Annotated in this window: 8 protein-coding genes; 1 reads left to right on the plus strand and 7 read right to left on the minus strand. The window is 66.7% G+C overall.

Annotated features, from left to right (window positions below; all coding sequences use genetic code 11):
- Window positions 1-159 precede the first annotated feature (159 nt).
- The 7 genes from FHX82_RS12760 to drmD all read right to left on the minus strand — a co-directional run bounded on the left by FHX82_RS12760 (window position 160) and on the right by drmD (window position 18744).
- A complete protein-coding gene (locus FHX82_RS12760) occupies window positions 160-2853 on the minus strand; it encodes a GmrSD restriction endonuclease domain-containing protein (RefSeq protein ID WP_221215898.1) in 2694 nt (897 codons plus the stop codon).
- The gene (locus FHX82_RS12765; RefSeq protein ID WP_145937112.1) at window positions 2819-4909 is read right to left on the minus strand and encodes a UvrD-helicase domain-containing protein; all 2091 of its coding nucleotides are present in this window, start codon (window positions 4907-4909) and stop codon (window positions 2819-2821) included. The genes FHX82_RS12760 and FHX82_RS12765 overlap by 35 nt, the downstream gene beginning before the upstream one ends.
- Before the next feature lie 121 nt (window positions 4910-5030).
- Window positions 5031-5804 (minus strand): DISARM system phospholipase D-like protein DrmC, encoded by a 774-nt coding sequence (drmC, locus tag FHX82_RS12770; protein WP_145937111.1) that lies wholly within the window; start codon window positions 5802-5804, stop codon window positions 5031-5033.
- Window positions 5801-7705, minus strand: a complete 1905-nt coding sequence (drmB, locus tag FHX82_RS12775; RefSeq protein ID WP_145937110.1) for an MrfA Zn-binding domain-containing protein — start codon at window positions 7703-7705, stop codon at window positions 5801-5803. Before drmB ends, drmC begins: the two co-directional genes overlap by 4 nt.
- Window positions 7702-11505 carry a DISARM system helicase DrmA gene (drmA, locus tag FHX82_RS12780; RefSeq protein WP_145937109.1) on the minus strand — a complete coding sequence of 1268 codons (3804 nt, stop codon included), beginning with the start codon at window positions 11503-11505 and terminating at the stop codon, window positions 7702-7704. Before drmA ends, drmB begins: the two co-directional genes overlap by 4 nt.
- Window positions 11506-11545: 40 nt before the next feature.
- Window positions 11546-15604 carry an Eco57I restriction-modification methylase domain-containing protein gene (locus FHX82_RS12785; RefSeq protein WP_145937108.1) on the minus strand — a complete coding sequence of 1353 codons (4059 nt, stop codon included), beginning with the start codon at window positions 15602-15604 and terminating at the stop codon, window positions 11546-11548.
- Window positions 15601-18744 carry a DISARM system SNF2-like helicase DrmD gene (gene drmD / locus FHX82_RS12790; RefSeq protein ID WP_145937107.1) on the minus strand — a complete coding sequence of 1048 codons (3144 nt, stop codon included), beginning with the start codon at window positions 18742-18744 and terminating at the stop codon, window positions 15601-15603. Before drmD ends, FHX82_RS12785 begins: the two co-directional genes overlap by 4 nt.
- 871 nt (window positions 18745-19615) lie before the next feature.
- Between drmD and proA the strand changes: the two genes are divergently transcribed.
- Window positions 19616-25477 carry an anti-phage protein ProA gene (proA, locus tag FHX82_RS12795; RefSeq protein ID WP_229881296.1) on the plus strand — a complete coding sequence of 1954 codons (5862 nt, stop codon included), beginning with the start codon at window positions 19616-19618 and terminating at the stop codon, window positions 25475-25477.
- Window positions 25478-25664: the final 187 nt, after the last annotated feature.

Here is a 25664-nt window from a genome sequence, read left to right on the forward strand (position 1 = left end):
CAAGAGCGCTAGAAGCGATCTTTGGGTGCGAAATGCGACCCTGAGTCGTCTCGCGCCGATTATGCCTCGCAGGGCGCGTTTGAGAGGACCGGGCGAGCACCATCAACGGCGCGCGCCCACCCGGTCCTGATCCACCTGATCCATCCGAAGCCGGTCGTGTCAGTTCGCTTCCCGTGCTCGCTGGAACAAGGCCGCGACCTGGGGCGACATCGAGTAGCGAACCCTGCCATCGTCGGGATAGAAGTAGTTCCAGGCTGGCCGCCGTCCGACTGACTGGCAGTACCGGCCGGGCCAGCCCAGCTGTCCGGCCACGCCTCCCGCACCGGAGTCGGCACCGACGATCAGAGCCAGCTCCTCACCACTGAAGACCTCGCCGGGACTGTCCATCAGGACGGCGAACAACCGTCGGGCGCTACCGCTGAGCTGGGTCCATACCCGCTTGGCGAGCTCGCTGTCCGCCTCCGTCCACTCGGGCAGACCGTCCACCTGTTCGTCCGGTTCCGCGGAACGCAGGGCGTCATCCGCCAGGTACCCGAATTGCTCGAGTCGCGTCCGAGCAGTCCCTAGTTCCTGGTCGGAAAAGAGATCGGCGAACAGCGGGTTGATGACAAGAGCCTCGACGGTAAGGTCCAACCTCCCGCGCTCCCACAAAGCGGCGAAGCTGTCCGAAACAGCGGGCGCACGCAACAGCCTTCGTGCAGTTTCGAGCGGTCCGAGATCCGCGAGCATGCTGAGGAGGTGGATCGCCGGGGACTGCGCCTCACGCCTGCTACGTTCCAACAGGCTCTGCATCTCCGCACCGAACCGCTCCGCGAGCCGCCCTTCGTCCTGGCCCACCTGCGGCGGCTCCTCTTCCAATTCCACCGCCGGCGCGTCCGTACCGGCAGCCACCTCATTACGTCGATACACGAAACCGAGCAACGCGTCCGCAGACGTGAACACCTCGTAGCCCAGCTCTGCCAACCGGGTGAGGTCCGCGGATTGAGGATCGAGTTCCAGCACTACTGGGCTTCCCTGTCCTGGCTGCAATCCTTCGGGCCACAGTGCCTCCGCGATCGCGAGCTGGCGCCCGCTGACAGGATCGGCGATCTCAGCGTCGAAGGAAGGTTCGGCGCAGCCGAGCTTCCGCAACTCCTCCACGAGGTCTCGGACCTGTGCCGTGTGCACATCCTCGTCGTCTTCGGGGGACACCGACAACGGTACGAGCGATTCCGCAGCCGACGCACCATCGGTGCTCCTGAGTAAACTTGTCAGGAAAGACTGCGCCGCCTCGGCGAGGAGCTCACGGCGGGCCGCAAGGAAATCCTCATAGCGGTCGACACGCCACAGCACCGGGTCCTGGGGAATCCACTGGGAGGCGAGGGCCCCTGGATACTTGCTTTCAGCTTCCGCGAAATAGTCCTCTGGCGCTCGCTTGCCTATTTTCAGGTTGGTGTCCTGAGTCAGGAAGCAGAAATTCGCGAGTGCGTTCACCTGGCCACGCGAGTAGCCGGCTTTGTAGAGCAAGGCCTTCGGGAAGATGTGGTGCACTTGCAGCGAGGCGAACTTACCCAGCATTTCCGCGCGCAGCTCCAGCCCGCTGCCCAGGTCGCGGGCGCCCTTCACGCGAGTGAGCAGATACAGCATCGGGTAGAAGCGAGAACCCCTGGTGGCTCCCTCGAAGTTGTGTGAGCGGACGTCCAGGTTTCCGCCACGCCAGCGCCGCAAAGCCGCGATGAGGCCATCGATGCCTTCACGGTGGACGGTGTCGTAGTCCTGTTGCAACACTGTCTCCGTCGACCCGGCGAACCGCCCCCACAGCGCGGCTTGAACGTACCAGTAGAGGACTTTGTCCCGGTGGACATGATTTTCGAAGTGTCCGCCGCTGCGGTGCAGAAGCAAGGACACCACCGGGAAGGCGTACCGGCCCATGAGCACGCGGTCGTGGTCCAGGCCGAGACGGCCCGCGACGACGTCGAGGAACGTCCCGACGTGATGGAACGACTCACGGAGCGAGGTTTGGAAATCTGCCACTGAGATCCGGTCCAGCGCCGTGAACAGCGACCTCCCCGTCGCCACGGCGGTGGCGTTGCGCAGGATCCAGTCGAGCGAAAACTTGTACCCGGCCTGCTGCCAGAGCAGCAACTGGTCCCGCATCGCTTGGCGCGCCTCCGGCCAGTGCGCGCACAATTTCGCCAGCGCGAGGTCGCCCTTGGACAGCTTGGTCCCGCCCGAGTTGACCCGGTTGAAGATCTCCACGACGGAGTCCACGGTCTTGTCGCTGCCCGTGATCTTTTCCTCGTAGAATTCCTTCTCCGTGACCTGCCACAGGGTATTGAGTCTTCGCAGATAGGTCGCCGCCTTGTCCGGCGTTTCGGCGAAGGCCGTCAGGAACGCGATCGGCCCGTCCTGGAACAGCTTCGTGACGTCGACCCAGTGGACGTCATCGGCCATCTTTCCCCGGGCGTAGAACTCGAAGGTCTCGGTGTCCACGTGGAAGTGGAGGCCACTGAAGGCGGAATCATCGCCTTCGAAAAAGGCCGGCGGCTTTCCGCGCACCACACCGTAAAGAGTTGTGATTCGCTGCTGGCCGTCGAGCAGCAGCAGATGCGTACCCGCACCGGCGGTCTCTCCGCGTACGGACACCGATTCCGCATCGGTCTCCCACAGCAGCAGTCCGCCGACCGGATGCCCCAGGTACAGCGACCGCATCAGCCCGCGTACCTGATCACGGTTCCACACGTAGCCCCGCTGGAACTCCGGAAGCAGCACCGTGCCGATGTCGATCTGGTCGAGGATGGTCGAGAGCTTCCCCATCTGTACCTCCAGTGGTTGTTGTTCAGCCCAGACCGGCCAGCAGCTCGCTGCGGTCACCGTGCCAGCTGACGGACAGCTGTTCCCGCGCCCGAGTGCAGGCGACGAACAGCAGACACCGTTCCCGTTGCATGTCCTGGCGGTGGGCGCTGGCATCATCAGCGGCCGACGTCACCGCACCTACAGGCGGCACAGACTTGTCGTTGACACCGATCACGGCGAGACACCGGAACTCAAGCCCCTTCATCCGGTGCATCGTCCCTACGGACACTGCATCCGCGGGGACCGCGGCGCCGGTCAAGGCCACGGCAGGAACGGAGTCGGCTGTCAACACCTTCACCGCAGCGTCGACAAGCCACCTCGCACGCGCCGCGACGCCGATCTCTCCGGGCTTCACTCCAGCCTCCAACCATCCGCGGACCGTCGCCGAGAGGCCGTCGAGCTCCCCACTCTTTCTGTGGTATCCCGTGATAGTGGGCAACATTCCGTGCATTTCCGAGCGACAGCCGGCGAGTGAGTCCAGCCCTCCATCCATGTCGTCTATTGGCTCGCCGCGTACCAGGCCCAGACTCCATGCCAGGATCTCAGCGGTGGTGCGGTAGTTCAGCGTGAGCCTCGTCGATCTCCCTGCCACCTCGATCCCCACGTCGCGAAGGCTCACCACGTGCGAATAGATCCGTTGGTGCGTATCTCCGACGAGAAACAGGTCGTTGGGCCCGCGATCGACGGCGGCGCGCAATAGCCGCCACTGCGCGGGGCTCAGGTCCTGCGCCTCGTCGACCACGATGTGCCGGTAGGGTTTGTCGGCTTGCCCTTCCAGCAGACGTGCGGCTTCGGCGCACACCATCTCGTGGGTCCACAGGTCGTACTCGCGCAACCGCTGCGAGAAGTCCCAAATCGCCTGCCACACTTCCGCCCGCTGTCGCGGCCCGAGTCGACGGCCACGCCCGGTCCGTTTCGCGGACAGGTATTCCTGCGCGGTGCTCACATTCTGGGCGAGGATCACCTGCCGCCACTCCTGTTTCAGGAATGCTTCGCTGAAGGGAAGCCCGAGCGCGGTGATCACCGAGCGCCACAGTTCGTTTTCCTGGCCGGCATCCAGCAACCGGGGTGCACCATGGTGGTCCCGAAACACCTGGTGGGCCAACTGGTCGACGTTGCGCACGTCGATCCGCTCGCGAACCTGGTCGGACTCGACCAGCAGCTTCAACCCTGCCGACAACGAGCCGGTCAAGGTGGAAGTGAACGTGGTGAGCAGCACCGGCCCGTCGTCGAGCCGCGCCAGATACCGAGCACGGTGGAGCGCCACCACCGTCTTGCCGGTGCCGGGGCCGCCGCTCACCCGCGCAGGACCTCGGTAGTGCGCTTCCACCGTTTTGCGCTGCACGGGATGCAGGTAGACCCGCCATAGCGCGAAAGGATGGCGCAGCACGGCGAGCAGTTCATCCGGTCCGTCGACGAGCACGACCCGGTCCGAACTCCGTGCCACAGCAGCGCTCAAATCATCAGGATCGTAGTGCTCGCCGACGATCGCCTCCCCGAGCTCTGCCCACACCTCCTCGGGACTGAGCCCGGCCGCCAGTCCCGCGAGCACGTCCCACTGTGTCCCGGGAAGGAAGGAGCGAGCCGCGTCGAGCTGGACGGGATCGGTGAGCACCCGCGCGAAGGCAAGGGTCTGCTCGTCGATGCCGAGCCGGCGCAGGTCAGCATCACTGACACCGTCGAAGAGCATCACCGGGGCGTGTTTCGCGATACCGGCCAAGCCGGTCATGCTGTCCATGATCGCGCTGACATCCCGGATCTCGATGCGGCCGGTCGTCGCGTTCACCGACGCCGAACGGCGTTGTGCCCACACGTAGGCGTCGTCATGGGGCAGCACTTTCAGCAGGGTGTACGTGTCGCCCGACTCCGGCGCGAGGACGACCCCGCGCCAAAACTGTGTGATGCGGATCGTGCGGAACCTGTCGTCCCGTGCGTTCGACACCTTCTCCAGGTGCTGGCCAGCGTGCGAGGATTGCTCGAACTTGGCGAAGGCTTCGGTCACCCGGTCCTGTACGGGCTTCTCCAGCTTTGCGTACTCACGCAGGAAGTCCCTGTCTATGGCGAGCGAAGGCATTCGTTTCTCCCTACTGCTCGCCGCAATTCATGGCGACCATTGATCGCTTTCCGCGGTGCCACCGTTCCTCCCCTGGTGCACTGTTCAGGAGATCTACCACATCCGTCCGGTGTCACGTCCTTCATTCGCTGGGACCGCCACTGACAGTCAATCTGTCGAGCACACCGGACGCCTTCAGCTCGGCGATGTGCTCGGCCACGCGTACAGGAGCGGTGCCGCCACGAACCAAGATCCCTGCCTCGATGTTCTTCGCCACGCCCGACTGAGTCAGATTCGCGCTCGAGACGAGCAACACGTTCCGGTCGGCTACCGCAAGTTTCGCGTGCATCTTCGCCCCCTGCTGGCTTCGCCGCCCGACTGGCCAGTGCCACAGCTGGACACCACGAACTCCGGCGAACGCCGCCGCGGGTTCGCCTCCCGCCAGAGCGCTGCCCGCACCCTGAAGCGTTTCCACCACGACGGTGGTCCGGACACCTCGTGCGGTCGCGTCCGTCAGCGCCTGCCGTAACGGCTCGTGGGGCTTCGCGGAGTAGGTCATCAGCACCAGCTCACTGATCGCCGCGGCGACGACGTCGATCAGCGCCTGCGCAGTCGCACGCACGGGGACGGCATGGCTACTCGGCCCGCTCCACACTGTCTCCACTCCCACGGACGCCACCTGGCCGCTATAGCCCGCGGCAAGTCCGCGCAGGAACGCTGCTGCTTGCGAGGCCGGCTCGTCGTCGCGCCGGATCGCTTGCAGGATCGGCCGCGCCGCATCGATGAGCTCATCGCCCAACCCCGACAGCACAGCGTGTTCCGGCCAAGCCTGGCCGACACGCTCGGCGAGAGTGCGCAGCGCCGCAGCGCCCAGAAACGGCGCGGCGATGGTGGCAGCATCCTCGAATGCGCTCATGGGACGGCAGGGAACAGTGCCAGCTCCGGATCGGCGATCGGTACGACGAACCGGCGGTCGAGGAAGCGGTTGCCACGTTCACAGGTCGTTTCGGACACGAACAGGCAGACATGGCAAGCGGCGCCGTGCAGGAAGTCCGCGGGCAGCTGTGGCAATCGCTCTGCGCACAGCGGGTCGGACGAGCAGCGCATCGCGTCACGCAGCGCCCGCCGAGTCAGCCGCACGAGGCGTTCCGGCTCCGCCTGGGCTACCAAGCCACCCAGGGTACCCTCGGCGTCGGGCACCGCCGTATAGATCAGGATCCCGCTGCGCGGGTCCTCGTCGGTGCCGGCGTAGATGCGCTCAGACAGGCTCGCCGAGCTGTAGCCGCATTCGAGCGCGATCGTCCGGATCAGCAGGTGCGACAACGTGTGCAGGGCGATGTAACGCTCGCCAGGCCAATGGGCCATCGGGTCGAACGGCCCTTGCACCCGGTCCGAGTACCGGTTCCTGCGGAACTGCGCGTAGGCGTCACGGTGCTTGTGCATGGCTTCCGAGTCGCCGACGCGTTCGGTCCAGACAGCCAGGAGGTGATCGGAGAGCCGGAGGAAGATCCCTTCTCCCCGGACCTCGCTGCCGGGAAGCCAGGTCGGCTTGTCGCGGGAGAGTGGGGCGACAGTTACCAGCTCGGGATCGTCCGGGTCCGGCGCGTCGAGGCGGGTGAAGCCGACCAGCGCACGTACCTCGCGCAGTCGCTCGGCCTGGATGACGTCGTCGTAGATGCCCTTGAGGGGGACCGGCACTCCGCCGCTGATCCGCCGCAAGGTGAAGTCCTGGGTAGGCTCGCCCCATTCGGCCGACGTGAACGCCTGCCATTCGGCCGTGCGGAGGTCAGGGTAGCCGCCCGGGGCTTCCTCCTCAGGTCTTTCCTTGGCCGCACGAACGCGTTCGATCGATTCCGCAACCTGCTCGTCAGTCCACTTGTCGAGCAATCGGAACGCGGGCACGTTCTCCCGCGCGTACGGGTACATGGCCACGGGCAACGGCGAGATGGCGTCCCAGTGCTTCTCGACCAGGGTGTCCACTTCGCTGCCCGAGGCCGCGGGCACGGACAACGCGGACAGTGTCTGCGCGAACCACTGGTTGGATGCGCCGATCACCAGCACCTTGGGCGAGATCGGCGAGGCACACGACGCGAAGGTCGCCAGGTGGGGGTGCCGGCCCCGGCAACGGGGCAGATTCTGTTCGCCCCGCTGTCCCAGTGCCTCCCGCATGTTGCGCTGCTGCCCGCAACTGACGCAGCGAATCTGCACGTTCGCGCCCAGGTTGCCACCGCGGTCGTCCATCTGCAGGCGCGGTTGCGGCGCGTTCGGACAACCTTCACCGCGGTGCACGAACTCCCGGTACGGGAAGTCGTCCAGGTGACCGGCGGTGCACGCGAGCACGAACCGTGCCGGCACCGCGAGCGGCCGCTTGCCCGACTTCTTCCTCGTACAACTGTCATGGAAGAACCGAGCGTCGTGTGGGCGTCGCGCCTTGTCGTTCTCGAAACCGAAGACCTGCGAGTCGATGGCCGCGAGTTCGTTGCAGGCAGTGCACCGGAACCAGGCGGGAAAGGGCACGGACGGCACACCGACCCGGGAAGCCGGCCCGGTGGGATCACTGTCGATACCGTCGAGCCACGGCGCCGGCAGCAGCTCCTTGACCTTCGGCCCGGCGATCGCCCGGACCGCTCCGAGCAACCGCGGCTCGTCGATCGGCCCCCAGTCCTCACGTCCCTTGACTGCCTCGAACGACCAGTCGTCCAGCCCCCGGATCAACACCGAGAAGTTGGGCAGGTCAACCAGTGCTCCCACGCCACTGGTGAACATGAGGTGGCTGGGGCGGACAGAGCCAACGCGACGACGGTGGTTGGTGCTCATTCAGCGCTCCTCGTGCTCGCCGGCTGCTGCCACGCCGCGTCACCCAGCTCGTCACCGGTGAGGTCGTCGGATTCGTCGGATTCGACCTCCGGAGGCGCGAACGTCCATGCGGGGGCGCCATATGTGGCCGCGTACAGCTCCTCCCCCGCGGGTACCAGGAGGTTGATCTCGTTCTCGGTTTCCCGCATCGACAGCGCGACGGTCGTTTCCCGCCACTCGCCTTCGCTGGGCGCGCGCAGGAGGTTGGTGAGCAGCTGCTGCTTGGTGGTCTGCCGTTCGTAGCCCAGCTGGACGGAACCCTGTTTGCGTTCCTTCCAGACATCCTTCAGTCTCGCCAGCCGCTCGGCCAGGTACTCGCGTCCGCGCTCGCCGTAGACGACCTCTGCGCGGGCGAGCATCCTGTCCACGATCCGCCGGACGACCGGACCATCAAGATCCACCTGCTGTGCGTCGCGGTTCCGCGAGTGCGACTCGACCACGTTCCGCACGGCGGCGATGAACGTCGCCGCCGTGCCCTTGTCGAGCGAGCGGCGCGTGTAGGGCGTGACCGACAACGCCTCCACCTGCCGGTAGAACGTGGCGTGGTAGTGCTCGAAGTCCTCGTAGTGGGCGAGGTCTCGCGGTCTCGTCCAGTTGTAGAGCGTCACAACCAGTCCTGGTCGTCGCTGGTCACGACCAACGCGAGAGGAGGCCTGGATGTATTCGGCGGTGTTCTTGGGCTGGCCGGTGACCACCATCAGCCCGAACCGGGAGACGTCCACGCCTACCTGCAGCATCGACGTCGCGAGCACGGCGTCGACCGGCGTCCGTCCGCTCTTGCTGCGTTCGCCGGAGCGGTCGGCCAGCGGGTGCGGCTTGACCCGTTCCGCATTGCGCGGCGACTTGCCGCGGTTCGCGCTCATCACCTCCCGCCAGTTCTCCGCGATGGCGCGTCGGCGCGCTGTGGTGTCGAGTTCAGGGTCGAAGCCGACTTCGAGATGTTTGAGCGCGTCACTGATGTCGCCTGACGAGATCCGCGAGGTCAGCTCCTGCACGGTCAGCATCGACGTGCCGCCGATGAGCCGGTCGGAGATGCCCTTGACGCGCCCGTGTCTGCGCACCCGGGTGGTCACGTCGTCGTCGAGGTACCGGCGCATTCCGGCGAGCTCGCGGGTCGCGTTGAAGTACCCGACCATCGTCATGTACGGGTCGGCTGGTGTGCCGTAGGCGTCGAACATGGTCTGGCCGGCCAGCAGCAGGATCTCGGCGAGCCGGATCTCGGCGGACTTCAGCCGCACACCGTGCGCGCACAAGCCCAGGTACCGCCGGCCCGGGTTCCGCTCGCTCACCGGCACCTGCCGGGAGAAGAACGTGTCCGCCACGTCGGTCACCTGCGGCGGAAAGATCGCCAGGTCCCGCCCGAACACGCCGCGCACTTGCTCGGCGGCACGCTTGGTGGTGGCTGTCGACGCCACGATCTTCGGACCGGTCGCCGCGCCCGAGGCGGTCCAGGTGCACAGCTCGTCCACCGCGGCCTCGAACAAGCCGACCGTCGTGCCGAGCGCACCGGAGATGAGGTGCAGCTCGTCCTGGATGATCAGGTCCGGCGGCCGGAGCGGGACGACTGGCCGGCTCGTGACCGCGGGATGCCTGGCCTTCTTGTTGTGCTTGCCACCACACCCGACCTTGCTGTCCAGGTCGTCGTGCCGGAATCCGTGCCGCGGGCAGTACTGGTGCACCCGGCCGAACAACATGCCCGCGTACCCCTTCCACGGCAGCTGGGCGAGCTTGTCCACGGTCGCGATGACCAGGCTGGGTGCGTACCGGTAGATCTCCTCGTCCACGGTGAGAATCGGCAGGCCCTCGGGACTGTGCGGATGCGAGAACGGGCAGGCTTCGGCACCTTCGGCGTTCGGGCAGTACAGGTACACCCGGCGGGCATCCGCATCGGTGTGCATGTCGCGGTGCGCGAGCAGCAACGAGCCGCACCAGGGACAGGAGAGCGTCTGCAGCACGTTGGCCCGCGTACCACTGCCCGCTTCGCGGGCTTCGGCGACCTGATCCGCCGCTGCCTCGTACCAGTTCGGGGAGACGCTGCCGCCCACCCAGAGGCCGATGCGGAACGGTTCCTCACCCCAGATCGCTTCGTCTCCCCTGCGCAGCACCTCGGCCGCACAGACCAGCGCGGCGGCGCGCTGGAACTGTTGCGCGGTCAGCAGACGCAGCGTGTAGCGCATCAAGACGGCGACCCCTGCCGCGCCGCTGCGAGCGTCCTCGCCGGTGCCGACAACCCCTTGCAGGCGCCTGATGGCGAAGGTGAACGCGGTCAGGCCAAGGTAGGCCTCGGTCTTGCCACCACCCGTCGGGAAGAACAGCAGATCCACCAGTGCGTTCGAGTTCGCGGCCCGTTCGGGATGGTTCACCTCGGCCAGTGAAGGCAGGTTGAGCAGCACGAACGCCAGCTGGAACGGGCGCCACGACGCGGCGCCCTTTCCCCTGGCTTCCACGCGGGCTCTCGCCTCGGCATAGGTGATCTCGGGGTTCTCCCGCAGCTTGCCAATCTCGGTGTGCCGCCGCTGGGCCGCCATGGCCCGGTTCGTGAAGCGGAAAGCACGGAGCGCGTCGGCATGTCCTGGCGTTGCCTCGTCGGTCAGCAAGGCGATGCCGGCGCGGATTCGCTGCGCGGCCCGGCGTGCCGTGAACAGTGCGGACTCCGCCGTCGCGCGCAGGTTCTCCGGCAGCTCACCGATTTCGCTTTGGCGTTCGCTCAGCCACGCCGCGTAACCGTCGGCCAGCGGCAGCAAACCGGCGCGGAGCGTTTCGGGCTCGGCCTCGGCGAGATCATCCATCGACAGTTCGGTACCCGCCAGCGGAGTTCCGGCCCCGCTGGGAGCTTCGGTGGCGGGCACGTCGTAAGCCGGCAACCAGGTGGTCTGCAGCCGATGCGCGCGGCGTGTACCCGGCTGGACCTCCGCGTGCACCGCGACGTTGTGCCCGGCCGCGTACTGCAACTGGTTGCGGTACAGCAGGCGCAGGTGGGCTTCCTCCGGGTCTTCCACGGGGTCGCCGCCGTGCAGCGGATCGTCGATGGGGTGGAAGATCGCCGACGCGCCATCGAGCGCGGTGACGGTGAGCTTGGCCTGGAACAGCCATGCGGTGTCGGGGTTCGAGCTGGGCTCGGCCTGAGCGTTGACCAAGGTCAGTTCGACCGTGCGGCGGTCGCCACGAGTGCGGATCGCCGCGGCCAGCCGGACTCCCGGCTCATCGGCCTCCGTTGCAGTCAGCGGGATGCGAAAGTCGGCCTTGTCCGTCAGGCGGAGCTCGACTGTGTGGGTGACCGGCTCACGCGCCCACACGGTCCGCTTGTTGCCTTCCTCGTCGGTTGTGTCACGCTTGCCGTACTGCCCCCACTCGACCCGGACGGCGAGGACATCCACGTCCGAACCGACGCAGCAGGACAACCCCATCGACGATGCCCAGATCCGTCCCAGCGCCTGCGGCGTCAGGACCTCGGGCAGCTCGGCGGAGCCCTCACCCTGCACGCCCGGCTCGGTGTCGGTCATCGAGTCGGCGGCCTGCCGGGTCGATTTGGGCTCATGCTTGGGACCGAGCATACCCACGAGGTACCGCTCGCGCGGACCGCTGGACCTCGGCCGGAACTCCTCACGCTCGCCGTCCCACGGCCCGAGCAAGTCCCTGACGACGAGCTCCTGGAACTCGTCACGGACCTGGAAGGAACTGACCTCGGGAAACTCCTGCGGGCGGTCCAGTGCGGCGATCCCGTCGCCGGTGTCCGGTCCGGCGGGTTGCGCGTCGGTCATGCCAGCCGCCCGTCCTTGCTCATCGACGTCGTGGACTGCATCAGAACAGGGTTCCCTCGTCCACGGTTTTGCGCTTCTTCTTGTCGTGCAGCCCCTGCGCCTTCTCCTCCGCGTAGCGCTCGTGGTTCAGCTCGAGCAGGCTGTCGAGGATCTCCCGCTGCGCCGCGGGACCAATCGTGTAGCGGGTCTCCCGCCCGACCTTGTGGAAGCCGTGGTCCAGTCCGCCCACCTGCTCGATTCGGTCCTCCCACCCGTAGGCGCGGATGGCGGCCGCGTCGATCTCGCGGTGGATCCGGCGCAGCTCCTCGATGTCCTCGTCGCGGCAGTCCGGGTCGAAGACCAGGTTGTAGGTCTTCGTCAGGCCGGAGGTGCGGGAGAGCATCACGCCGCGGCGGTAGGTGTCGAGTTCGTCGCCCAGGCTGCGGAGGTCTTCGGTGAGGTCCGGGAGGGGGAAGGTCTCGAAGACGTCGGAAGGGGTATAACGCAGGTCGGCCTTCATCGAGGAGGCGCGGGTTTTCGCCCACCAGTAGTGCGGCGCGCTCGACAGCAACGCCAGCATCGCCGTGTCCTCGGTGGCGAACACGACGACGGCTTCCGAGATCACCTGACCGGTCGGCACCATCACCGGCATGACGGTCTTGCTCACCCGCGTGAGCACCATGACCCGGTCTAGCCCGGCGATCGCCTTATATAACTCTGGCGCCCGCTCGGCGAACCGCCACCATTGTTCGCGTCGCGGCTTCCGCTTGTTTCTGTCACGTTCCGGTTTCACCTCACGGCGGACCTGCTCGTAGCAATCGTGATACTTCCGTGCCCGATCCTCCGGCCAGTCGTGGAAGTTAATGACCCAGCGGCTCGGCGAAACTGTGGGGCTGGAGTTGATGTCCTGACCGTTGAGATACGGGAACAACACCTCACGGTTGGCAGGGTCACCATTTATCAGTTCCTGCGCTCGCCCGGGTTCCATGGTGAACCCGAGCCCGAGGACATACGATCCGATGAAGGAAATACCGCGACTGCGCGCGAGCCGCGCCGGGTTCCCCGTCACCCTTGACTCGGCATCCAGAGACGGCGTGATGCCAGGCACCACTACCCCATCGGCAAGGCGTTGGGCATCCGAACCGAGTCGCCTCTGGCTCAGCCAGACGGCGCAGTACTCGAGCACTGCCGACCTTGACGGCCAGGGCTTGCTCTTGGTCGATCGCCGGATTGTCGCACCACTGGCGACCAGCTGGTCCAGCCCCACCTCCCGGGTGTCGCCTTGCGCGAGCGTGTTGGTCGCGATCAGTCCCGTCTGTCCGGCGTTGTTCAAGACCGAGTACACGCGGAGCGCGAAGTACGCGATGAGGTCGGCGCTTCCACGCACCCCATTACCGATCCCGTGAACAAGGTACTCGCGGTACGCCGTACCCATCGCTCCCGTCAGCTTCTGACCGCCGAGAAACGGCGGATTACCGACCACAGCGTCGAACCCGCCGCGCTCGAAGACCTCTGGAAAAATCAGGGGCCAATGCAACGGCTCCCGACGAAAGGCGCCCACCGGCAGATCCGTGTCCAGCCACTCCAACACCTGCTCACGAACATCAGATTCCGCGGAATCGAACTTTCCCGCGAGGTCGGCGGCCGCGATCGAACCGGCAGCCAGCCCACGCTCACCCCGTCCCGCATGAGCCAGCGCTGCGCTCACGACCAGGTCCGCGAAAACCCGCGCCCGCGAAGTCTTGAGCTCCAGCTCCTCCAGAATCGCCCGCTTGCGATCGAGCGCCTCCACCGTGGAACCATCCATGTCCACCAGCCGTCGGCGCTCCTCCGCTACCTCGCGAGCGAGAGCGCGGATCTTCTCGGTCTCGTCGAACAGCGTCCCCTCGTGAATCTTCCGGCCCTTCTTCGGGTCCAGGTGCATGTACTCGAGCTGCTCCAGCGAGGTGATTCCCAGCAGCGAGTCACCGGCGACGAGACGGTCGTCGAGGAACGTGAACGGGCGGTGCGGGTCCATGGAGACCAACCACAGTGACAGCTTCGCCATCTCGACGGCCATCTCGTTGATGTCCACGCCGTACAGGCAGTGCTCGATGATCTCGCGCCGGGCCTCGACGACCACCGGGTCCGCCTCGGCGTCGCTGATCGGGTCGGTCGCCCGGTACTCCCGGACCCGGTCGTCGCCTTCGCGGATCCACGCTTCCAGCAGCCGGTCACCGAGATAGCGCGCCGCGGCGACGAGGAACGCCGCCGAGCCCATCGCGATGTCGGCGACCTTCAGCGACAGGATGTCCTTGCTGGACTTGGGTTTCCACGTATCCTTGTCAGCCGTCTGCAGCGGCCCCGGCTCGTAAACGAGCGGCTCCAGCGCACCCTCGACGACCTCTTCCGCGAGGTCGCGCGGTGTGTAGTGGGTGCCCGTGTTCTTGCGCAACGGCGAATCGGTCACGTACAACTGCCCCGGCATGATCACCACGGGCAGCTCGCGCAGATCCTGCCGAATCGTGCCGTAGAACGGCAGCAGTCGCTCGGTCAACTCCGCGTCACCACCGGAAGCCGCGAGCAGTTTTCGGCGCGCGTTCTCCCTGTCCGCACCGGTCAGCGGCTTGAGCGCGCGCTCCAAGCCCTTCGCCGTGCCGATCTTGTGGTCCTTGTACGCCTCGGCCATCGCCTTGGCGAGCGCGGGCACGTCGGGGCAACCAGCGGCCAGCGCCTCCAGCTCGCTGAGCGCGACTTCCTTCTCCTCGCCGGCCTTGCCGATGAGGCCGACCACGACGTCGTTCGCGCGGAAACCGTCGTACGAGAGCAGGCCTTCGTACACATAGCCGATTTGCTCGACGTCCAGCTCGCGGAACGACAGCTTCCGGCGTTCCTTGCTCTTCCCCGTCCCGATCTCCACGTACTGCACCGCGCGCAGCATGTGCAGCACGGTCCGGTCGTCGATGGTGTTCGGCAGCCACGGGAACTGTTTTGGGTCGAACAGCGAGCCGTCGTGGGCGTGCATCGTCAGCTTCGGATGGTCGACACCGTGGTAGATAGCCTCGAACAGCGCGAGCAACTGGTTCCAGCGCTGCGAACTGTGCTCCAGATCGTCCTCGCTGCCTTCGCGGGCCTGCTGTTCCAGCAGCACGCACAAGCGCCCCGCGGAATAGGACCGCAGGTAGAGTTCGTTGTCTGCGGGCAACAACCCGCGCTCCTCCGCGAAAAGCACGAAGACGATGCGCATCATCACCGAAACAGCGGCCCGGTAAACCTCGTGGGCGTCCGCATAGGATAGACCGGATTCGCCTCGGTCCTGCAGCGCGGTGTCCGCGCGGCCGATGGCGGCGACAAGCAACTCCACAGCCTGCCGCACCTGAACACCCAGCGCCTCGGTGATCTCTTCCTGAGAATCTCCGCTGTCAGCCAGGAGCTTGACGAGCTTCTCGTCGTCGGGCACCCCGAAGAACCGCTGCCTGCGAAGCAGGGACAGGAAGGCCCGCACCACGTGCTCGTCGGACTTCTCCGCCCACGACGCGGCATCAAAGGTAGCGGTGGTCGTCACCTTGGCCCGCGGCGCCCACACCAGCGTCCACCAGCGACCATCCGTCACCAGGCCCAGTTCCACCTCATGATGACGGCACAACTTCGCCAGCCGGTCCACCGGCGTGGCCGCCCACGACTCCCCCTGCACGCGTGCGCCGGGCGGTGAGCCGGGCGGGCACACCAGGCCGACCAGTTCCGTGGTGCCCGGCTTGACGTCCTCACCGGGCCGCACTACGGCGAAGTCCGGCATGACCTGCGTGTCATGCTCGGGAACGTCCAACACCAACGCGCTCACATCGGAGGTGTCCCGCCAGCGCAGCACCGGTTCACCCGTCGACCAGCCCAGCAAATCGCCCAGCACGTAGTCGAGCCAGGCCCGCTGACCCCCGACCGGATTGGCCGACCAGTCGGCGTGCGCAGACCGCAGCGCGGGCTTGTCTTCCAGCGCATCCAACGTCGGCCACGCGTTGCGCAGCACGGGCAGGGACAGGAACGGACCACTGACGTCGACCAGGTCGAGCCAGTCCCGGTGCTGCTGTGCGCTGTCCGGAGCGTGTGAACGGCGGCCCCGGCCGCGAACCGGCTGAGGACTCATCGCGTTGCCTCCCGCTTCGGTACGACGAATACCACTGCAACCGGGAAGCGGTGGTGTTCCTGGTGGCTGTAGCGCGCCGTGATCGCCGCGAGCTCCCGGTCACGTTCCAGGGCAAGCCCGTCGAGACGCTGCTGCCACATCTGCCTGTCCCGCCGGTACTGCGCCAGCTCCTCGGCGGGTTTGGCGTCCGCCCTGCTGAACAAGGCGTCCTCGTCGTCGTCCTCGGCGAGCTTCGCCTGCAAGGTCGCCGAGAACTGGTCGAGCACATGATTGATGCGGTCACGCTCGTCCTGCTCGCGTTGCGCGAGGCGGTTCTGCAACGAATCGAGCCGGGTCCTCGAGCGCCAGTCAATCGCGTTGAGAAGCCCGTCGGCAACACGGGGCCACCGCTCCGCGACCCGCCGCCACACCGGCGGGGACAACGGCGTGCCCTTCGTCAGAGCGCGGTCGAGAATGCCACCGAGGGTGGTCAGGTTCTCCAGCCGGCGGAATCGTCCGCTCTCCGGCGCCCAGCCACCCGCATACAACACCTCCTCGTGCAGGCGCACGCCGTCTGCACCCACCAGTACGAACCGTGAGTAGGCGCCGACCAGTACGTCTTCCAGCGCCGGGTCGTCGCTGACGACGGCGGTAACGCGACGAAGGCCGACATCGTCGTTCGACACCGCAGTGCGCAGCAGTCGTGTCGACATCGCCACCAGCGGGTGGTTCAGGTGTGCGAGCACCACGTCGTCACGACCGCGGGCCACTTCCTGGTCGAACGTCACCGGCAACTGGCGCGGCGCGACGCCTCGATCGCGCTTTCCTTCCTCGCCGGTACCGCTGAACTTCTCGAACAGCCCCTCACTCGCACGTACCCAGGAACCGGTCAGCGTCGGTACCTCGAACAGCCCCTCGGCCAGGTGCTTGTCATCCCGGTGCGGCCGGAGCGGCTGCTGGCGTGCCAGCGCCAAGGCGGTGTCGACGACCCGCTTGACTCGCGAGGGAGTGATGCCGAGTTCTCGCACGGTTTCGTCCAGGTTGCCTCGCAATCTGCGTACCTGGTCTCGGACATTGGACTCCACGGCCAGCTGCTGGGCATCGCGGCCTGCTTCGTCCACGTCGACCCGTGGCGACTCGCCGAGCATGCGCCGTTGCACCTCGGCGGACAGCACAGCGTTGACCGAGCCCAGGTCCTCCTCCATCCGGGAGACCTTGGTCGCGACACGGGAGAGGAACTCCAGGTCGGCCTCGTAGGTGCCGACCGCGCCTTCCCAGCCGGTGCCGACGAAATGCCGGATGTCAGGGCGTTCGGTCTGGCCGTAACGATCGACTCGGCCGATCCGCTGCTCCAGCTTGTTGGGGTTGAACGGGATGTCGTAGTTGACCAGCCGATGGCAGTGCCGCTGCAGGTCGATGCCCTCGCTCGCCGCATCGGTGGCCAGCAGGATCCGCACCGGGTGCTCGGTGGGCTCCTTTTGGAACGCCAGGCGCAGTTGTTCGCGCTCGTCCTGCCCAATGCCGCCGTGCAGCTCGGCCAGTCGCGCGCCGGCCATGCCCTCCTGACGCAGGAGATTGGCCAGCCACAGCTGCGTGTCGCGGTACTCGGTGAACACCACGACGCGCTCGTTGGTCCAGTTCTTGCCGTCCGGCCGGCACACACCGGACAGGTACTTGATGAGCTCGCGAGCCTTGGCGTCCGGCTGGGCCTCGTGGGTGAGAGCCCAGTCGCGCATCCGCTCGAGCAGGAAAACCTCGTCCTTGTCCGCATCCGGCTGCATGGGCCGCGCACGGTCGAGCGCGTCGTCCTCCGCCTCGGCGAGCCGCTCGTCGTCGTAACTGGCTACGTCGTCGAAGAAGTCTTCCAACCACTCCGGTACGTCGTCCTCCACCACGCTGGCGGCGCCCTTGGCCCGCAACGTGTCGAGGTACACCTCGATCGTGTGCGCGAGTGCCGCTGGGCTGGAGAACATCCGCTTCTTCAGCAGCAAAGTCACCAAATCCGTGGCCTTGCGCCCGCGCCTCGTGGTGAGCTTCTTCCTCCGCAACTCCGCGAAACGTGTGAGCAAGGCGTGGATCTCGCGCTCGGACTCCGGGTACTCCACCGGGATCGCGGTGGCATGTCGTGCGGGAAAACGAGGTTTACCGTCGGTGTCGGTGATATCCCGCTTCAGCCGGCGGATCACCGTTTCGCGGACCGCCTCCTTGGCCGGCTCGACCCCCCTGGCAAAGCGCTGGTCATCCAGGATTTCGAGCAATGCGGTGAACGACTCCGGATATCCGTTGTGCGGCGTGGCCGAGGCGAACAGCCGGTGCGTGAAGTGTGGCGCGAGCCTGCGGATCAGCTTGGTCTGCTGCGAATCGACCGCGTAAACCTGCTTGGGCGCCGCGGGCGCCACGTGGTGCGCCTCGTCCAGGATGAGCAGGTCGAAGGTGCGGGGGTAGGACGGACCGTCGGCGGGCAGCACTTCGTCGAGCAGACGCTGGGCCTTGGCGCCACGCAGCCAGGGCAGGCTGACGATCGTGAGCGGGTGCACGTTGAACGGGTTGGCCGCACTGCCGAAGTCACGCCGGACCTGCGCGCAGCGCTCCGAGTCGACGATCACGAAAACGAGGCCGAACTTGTCGGCCATCTCGTCCCGCCACTTCGTCGTCAGCCCCGCAGGGCAGACGACCATGATCCGCTGGGTGCGATGGCGCAGCAGGAGCTCCTGGGCCACCAGGCCCGCCTCGATCGTCTTGCCCAAACCCACGTCGTCCGCGAGAAGCAGGTTGACACGCGGCGCAGCGACCGCACGAGCTACAGGCTCGAGCTGGTAGTCCTCGATTGCCACACCTGATCGATACGGCGCCTGCAGGGTGCGGGTGTCCGCGGAAGTCACCGCTGACCAGCGCACCGCGTCGAGGAACGCCGCGAGCTGCTCCGGGGCGTCGAATCCCTGGTCGGTAATCCCGGGCAGCGAGCCGCTGGGTAGCACCGAACGACCGGGCTCGACCTCCCAGATCACGTCCAAGGTGTCGCCGAAGCGACCGTCCTCGACGCTCTGCAAGGAGACCAGGGTGGCATCGTCTGCTGCGTCGATGTCGCTGACCACCCACTTGTGCCCACGCACCGACACCAGCGAGCCGGACTTGAGCTCAGCCGCCGCCGCCCCGGCCATAACCACCCCTCTCAGTGATGTTAGCTCACTCTTCGTCAACCCCATCGAGGGGTCAAGAGCGCGTCGAGAGAGATCGGCCCGGTCAACACTTGATCACCTGAAGGAGTCACTGCGTCTTGTCGTTCGTGAGCGACAGAACGTAACAGGCCCGATGTAACGGATTAGAAGACAGCTTCGGGACCCCGCCTGTTTCACGACTGGTCCCCGCCGGTGCCCTGGGGACACGGCCGACGACCCGGGGAGACGCCCTTGGTGAGATCACGCAGCCTGGTGATCGGCCGGGCCACTGTGCCGGCCCGGGCAGATCGAGTGCAGTAGCGGTGAGGAACAGGTTGCGGAACTCCTCCGGGCACCGTTGCCCGGGCGTCCGCATCCTGGTTTCAGGGTTCTGGCTCTACCACGCGTGAGCCCAGCCGTTCGGAATCACCCGACCTGCGACGATCAGCTGTCCCAGGCCCACCGGGTCACGGCGGACGGTGTCCGCCCGCTCTGAGGTCATCGACGCGCTGACCACGAGCACTGTCATCAAGCGAGCGCGAGCGCCGGTACCTACTGCCTGGTTCCGGTCGGTCCAGGAACGGCCACCCGAGAGCTCCGCAGACGCTGAAACCAGCACCGCCATCAGGCCGAATCCCGGTCTTCAGCCAGCATTGGAAGAATCCCCGAGACCAGCTCCCCAGCCTGGCTCCACACCGTGGTGACGCGGGGTTGGGCTGGCGGGCAGCACGTCAGATGCGTCGGGTCGCGGTCCTCCCAGTTCCGCACCGGTGCGGCAGCCACCCGGCAGCGCACTGGCGCTAACGAAATCCCCCTTCCCATCGACTACCTCGAAAGACGATCTCCGCGACCGACGAGCTGCCCGAATGCGAGCATGATGACGACCCCGCTGTTCGAAACCGTCTCCACCGAGGACGACGGTCTCCGGATTGAGCTCCTCCACCCACCGGCGATGTACTACGCGCTGGTCCACAACCGAGTACCCGTCGTCCGGCACCTGGCAGTCGAGAACAGCGGCGACGAAGCGGTCCGCGACGTCGAGGTGATCCTCGAGCTGCTCGGGCCCGACGGCCCGCTTTGCGAGGCCTGGCGCCGCCGGATCCCCCTTATCGAGGGCAAGGACGCCACCGGCTGGGACGAGTTCCCCGGCTTCACACCGGACACCGGTGTGCTGAAGCGGGCGAACGAGGCTTTCCCGGTCGACTACCGCATCACGGTCCGCACGGCTGACCAGCGTGGACTGGTCCTGCGGGCCCCCTCCCGGGTGCTCGCACACAACGAGTGGTTCAACGCGCCGGCGTTATTCGAGTCGGTCGCCGCATTCGTCCAACCGAACACCGGTGCCGTCCTCGAGGTCCTTCGATCGGCGGCGCGGCTGCTCGAGCGGGACACCGGATCCGGATCCCTGCAGGGCTACCAGGCCGGCCCACGGCGCGCGGCCCAGATCGGCGCGGCGATCTACGAAGCCCTGCGCGAGCAAAAGATCGGCTACCTCGGCTTGCCTGCCTCGTTCGAGGAAACGGGCCAGAAGATCAGGACAACCGCTGCCGTACTGGGTGACCGGCTCGGCAACTGCATCGATCTGTCCGTCACCTACGCAGCCTGCCTCGAGGAGGCCGGGTTGCATCCGCTCATCTGGATCGTCGAGGGACATGCGTTCGCGGGCTTCTTCCTCCACGGGGACCGCCTGCCGGAAACCGTCAGCTACGAACCCGCTCAGATGATCAACATCGTCGAGTCGGAGAAGGCGGTCGCGGTCGAGCTGACCGGCGTAGGTCCGGGCGAGAGCTCACTCGCCTTCCCCGCAGCCGTTGCGGCCGGACGCGCTCACCTGCGCGGCCCCCTGGCACTGCACGGCATGGTCGATATCCACCTCGCGCACCGGTCGGGGGTCCGGCCGTTGCCCTCGGCCGACACCACGGCGCCCGTCGCGGCAACGGACACCGCTGGCCAGGCGATACACACCGCCGTGGCACTGCCTGCCGACCTGGAGATCGACGGCGCGCTGGACCAGGAGGAGAACCTCGAGCCGCAGGCAGCCGAGGACGGCGCACCCGCGCGCGTGCGGGCGTGGCGGCGCGCTCTTCTCGATCTGAGCCTGCGCAACCCGTTGCTCAAGTTGCCCAAGCGGGGCAAAGGCGTCGACCTGCACACGCCTGCCGGCTCGCTGGCCGAACTCGACGACCTGGTACACCAGGGCAAGTCCGTGCATGTCGTCGCTCAGGACACCCTCGGCGGGCTGCAGGAACTGCGCGGTGTGAGAAGGGCGCAGGACCTCCCCGATGAGGTGATCGCGGAAGAGCTGACCCGGGACCGGAGGGTTTACGCGGCGGTGACCCAGGCCGGTTATGTTGCGCGGATGCGAGGGCTGCAACGCGATGCCCGAACGCTCCAACAGGAAACCGGGGGCAACTACCTCTACCTGACCTTGGGCGCCCTCGTGCACCCCACCCCCTCCGGCGAGGCGCACGCTCCCCTGTTCCTGCTCCCGGTCCGGATCGAGGGTGGCAGCGGGCGCCGCCCCTACACCATCGTGATCGACGGAGCGGAGACAGCCGCGCCGAACTACTGTCTGGTGCAGTGGCTTCGGGTTCGCCACGGCGTGCGGATCAGGGAACTCGAAGACCCGATCACCGACGACGCCGGAATCGACATCACCGCGTCGCTGCGGGCCATCCGCAAGGCGATGATCGACAACAACCTCATCTACCGGATCGACGAGTCGGCCAGCCTACGGCTCCTGCAGTTCTCGACCTTCCAGATGTGGCGGGACCTGACCGACCACTGGCAGGTCTTCGAGCGCAACGAGGTCGTCCGGCACCTGGTCCACAACTCCGGGCAACCTTTCCAGCTACGGTCCGGACAGCCAGACGTGAGCGTGGACGAAAGCTCCCTCCACCTCCCCATCGCCGCCGACGGTTCGCAGATGCGCGCCGTCGCCCTGGCTGAGCAGGGCCATTCCTTCGTGCTCGAAGGCCCACCGGGCACGGGCAAGTCCCAGACCATCACGAACCTCATCGCCCACGCCGTGCGCTCAGGCAAGACAGTGCTCTTCGTCGCCGAGAAACAAGCCGCGCTCGATGTCGTAAAACGGCGTCTCGGGGCGATCGGGCTCACCGACTTCTGCCTCGACCTCCACGGACGTAAGCAGAGCCTCCGAAGTATCCAGCAGCAGCTCAAGGCCTCACTGGAACACCAGGCCACGGCCGACGAGCACAGCTGGGACGCCCTTACCGCCGGCTACCGTGCCCGGATCGCCACGCTGTCCCGTTATCCCGGGCGGCTTCACGACACCAACGCCGCCGGTTTCTCGGCGTGGTCCGCCTACCAGGCCAAGCTCGCCCACGGCGACGGTCCCATGGCCGTCGTGCCGACCACCTACTTCACCCTCGACACGGCCACGCGCGCGGCGATCGAGAACACCTGCCGTGAACTGCCGGCAGCCGCGCGGTCGGCGCAGATCCGGCCGGGTCACCACTGGTCGATTTCCGGGGTCCGCGTCGTCAATGGGCTGGACGGCACCGCATTGGGGGCGCTCGCGGCCGAGCTGGAGACGCTCCGGCAGCAGTTCGAAGCGCTTCCCCAGGCCCTCCGTGCGGCGATCGCCGCACTGCCCCACCCCACCCTGCTCGCAACCGCGCTCGAGGCTGCCACTCTGGCACACGACGGCGTGTTGCCGGATCTCCCGCGGACCATGGCCGCCAGCCGTCCTGGATGGGATGCCGCTGTGGCAGCGGCACTACACGCGCTCACCGACTTCCACCAGCGCCACCAGCCCGCACTGACGACGTTCCAGCCCGGGTTCTTTTCGCTGCCCGGGTTCTCCGAGCTCGAGGCACTGGCCTCCGAAGCCTCCACAGGCCTGCTGGGTAAGAAAAAACGTCGCATGCGCCTCGTCGAGGCGCTGCAGCCGCATGTCGCGCCCGGTGCCCGACTCGACGAGACGACCGTCCTCGAGGCGTTCCAGGCTGCGGTGGCGGCCCGTACCGCAGCGGCCGTACTGCTCGAACAGGTCCAGACAGTGCCAGGCCTGGCCCTCGACGGCGCGTGGCTACCAACGCTGCCTGATTCGGTGAACACACTCCAGACCGCCGCGCATCGGCTGACGGTGTCACGCCGGCTACTCGGCGACCTGCCCGCGCTGTGGCGGGCCTTCGCGGAGCTGGGCCCGCGATTGCCACAGCAGTTCCTCACCCGGTTGCCCCACGGGTGGGCGCGATGGCTCAAGCTCCTGGCGACCACGGACGCCGAGTTCTCCCTGTGGTCGGCCGAAGTCGGATGGACAGGTGCCTGGGCACGGGACGGCCGGACTTGGGCTGCCGAGCTCGGCTCTCTGGGCATCCTGCCGATTCAGCGCTGGGGCGCGCTCCTGCAGCATTGCGACATCCTGGCCCAGGCCGGACTGTCGGCCTTCCGCCGTCAGATCCTGGACGGCGAGCTCCCCGCGGACGACCTCGAGCTGGCGTTCCTGCGAGGCCAGGCCCAATCCGCGCTCGAGGAGCGACTCACCGCCAACGACCTGCGATTCTTCGATACCGGGGCACACGAGCAACAGGTCGGCGACTACCTCCGCCTGTCCGACGAGGTTCGCGAGCAGTACCCACATCGCCTTAACAGCGAGCTGGTGGCTGCCAGACCAGCCGTCGACAAGGACTTCAAGGCCAAGGCGGGCGAACTCGTGAGGCGGCTCAACAGCAGGAGGGACAAGCTGTCCTTCCGGGACGCCTGCGCCCTCGCACCTGAGATCGTCACCACGCTCACTCCATGCTTCCTGATGAGCCCGGCTTCCGTGGCCAACTTCCTCAAGCCCGGGGCGGTGACCTTCGACATCGTCGTCTTCGACGAAGCCTCCCAGATCAGGGTCGCCCAAGCTGTCGGAGCGATGGGGCGTGGCCGGTCGGTAGTGGTGGTCGGCGACTCCAAGCAGATGCCGCCGACCTCGATCATGGAAGCCTCGCACGCCGACGACAGCGAGGAGCTGACATCGGTTCCCGAGGACCTGGACAGCATCCTCGCGGAGTGTGTGGAATCGGGATTGCCGAGGGAATCGCTGACCTGGCACTACCGCAGTACTGACGAGTCACTCATCTCCTTCTCGAACAGCCACTACTACGAGGACAAACTGGCCAGCCTGCCCTCTCCCGGTGGCGAGCCGGAGAACGGGATCAGCTGGCGGCGGATCGATGGGCGTTACGACCGCGGTGGCACGCGCACTAACCAGCTCGAAGCCGAGGCGGTAATTTCCGAGATCGGGCGATTGCTCGGCAACCCGGTGACAGCCGAGCGCTCGATCGGTGTGGTCACCTTCAACATTCAGCAACGCGATCTGCTGCTCAACCTGCTGGAGGAGAGTACGGACGAACCCATCCAGGTAGCGCTCGCCCGCCAGGATGGCGAAGAACTGTTCGTCAAGAACCTCGAGAACGTCCAGGGTGACGAACGTGATGTCATCCTGTTCTCACTTGCGTTTTCCAAGAACGTGGAAACCGGGCAGCTGCCGTTGAACTTCGGGCCGCTCACGCAGCAGGGCGGGGAGCGCCGGCTCAACGTCGCGATCACCCGTGCTCGCACCCAGGTGGTCGTGTTCAGTTCGTTCGCGCCCAGTGACATTGATCTTTCCCGCACGAATTCCGTGGGGCTCAAGCACCTGCGCGCCTACCTCGAGGTCGCGGCCGGAGGCGTCGGTCGTTCCGGCGACGTCGCGAGCCAGGGTAACGACCGGGTCGAGCGGGTAGTCCAGGAACTGGCAGCCGCGCTAACCGCGCGGAACTACGCGGTGGAGACGAACGTCGGGCTGTCGCAGTTCACGATCGACGTCACCGTCAGCGCCCCCGGCGCGGACCGTCGGCAGGTCGCGGTCCTCCTCGACGGCCCAGCCTGGGCACGACGTCCCACAGTCGCCGACCGGGACGCGACACCGGTGTTGCTCGAGAAGCTGATGCATTGGGAGCGTGTCGTCCGCGTCTGGCTACCCGAGTGGATCATCGATCGCGAGGCGGTGTTGCGTCGCATCGAAGACGCCATCGCGGCTGTGCCCGTGCGGCCAGCTCATGCACCGGCCACGAACGTGCGCGTCGCTGGGAAGCCGGCCGGACTCGAGTTGCCGACAGGAGCACCCCACGCAGCAGCAGCGGGGGCTCCCGATCGCGCAATCCGCGGGCTCGCGCCCATGGTCGAGTCGTCGCAACCCGGATCGGCCGTCGCTGTCTTCGTCGCCTACGAACCCGAACCTCTTGGCACGCGCGAGCAGATCGATCGGTTGGCCGAAGACAAAGCTGTGCAGCGGCTGGTCCGGCAGGCGTTGGCGGAAGTCATCGATGCCGAGGGACCGATCGAGCTCGAACGGCTTTCCCGCTTGGTACACCGGCGTTTCGACCTCCAGCGAGTGCGCGAGGACCGGCGAAATCTCCTCTTGCGCCAGCTCCCGAAGGGGTACTCGGTTACGAACGGCTTCGGCCGTCGGTATGCATGGCCGGCCGAGCTCGACCCGGCGACGTGGCAGGTCTTCCGACGCACGCAGGCCTCCGGTGACCGCGCCTTCCACGAAATCGCTCCGGAAGAAGTCGCCAACGCCATGCGCTTCGCCGCGAAGAACGATCCAGGGCACGATGCCGCGCAACTTCGCCGCGCGACCATGAACGCGCTGGGTTACCGAAAGAGCAGCCCCGCCATCGAGGACACATTGCACCAGGTGATGCGGGACCTAGCAGAGCGCGGCGAGGTGAAGCATCACTGAGATCTTGTAGCATCCGTCGTAAAGCTGGGCGAGAGCGAGTGCGCTTCGCTGATGCCAGCGCGTCGCCGGGAAAGGGTGATTCTGTTGAGGTTTCCGGCGGCTGACGAGCATCGCGGCGGCGCGTTTGGTATGGCAACGTAGAATATCAGTAGCATGTTGTCTCCGCAGTTGTCGATGGCGACGATGT

Origin of the sequence: Amycolatopsis bartoniae (genome assembly GCF_014191255.1) — a bacterium.
Classification (GTDB): Bacteria; Actinomycetota; Actinomycetes; order Mycobacteriales; family Pseudonocardiaceae; genus Amycolatopsis_E; species Amycolatopsis_E bartoniae.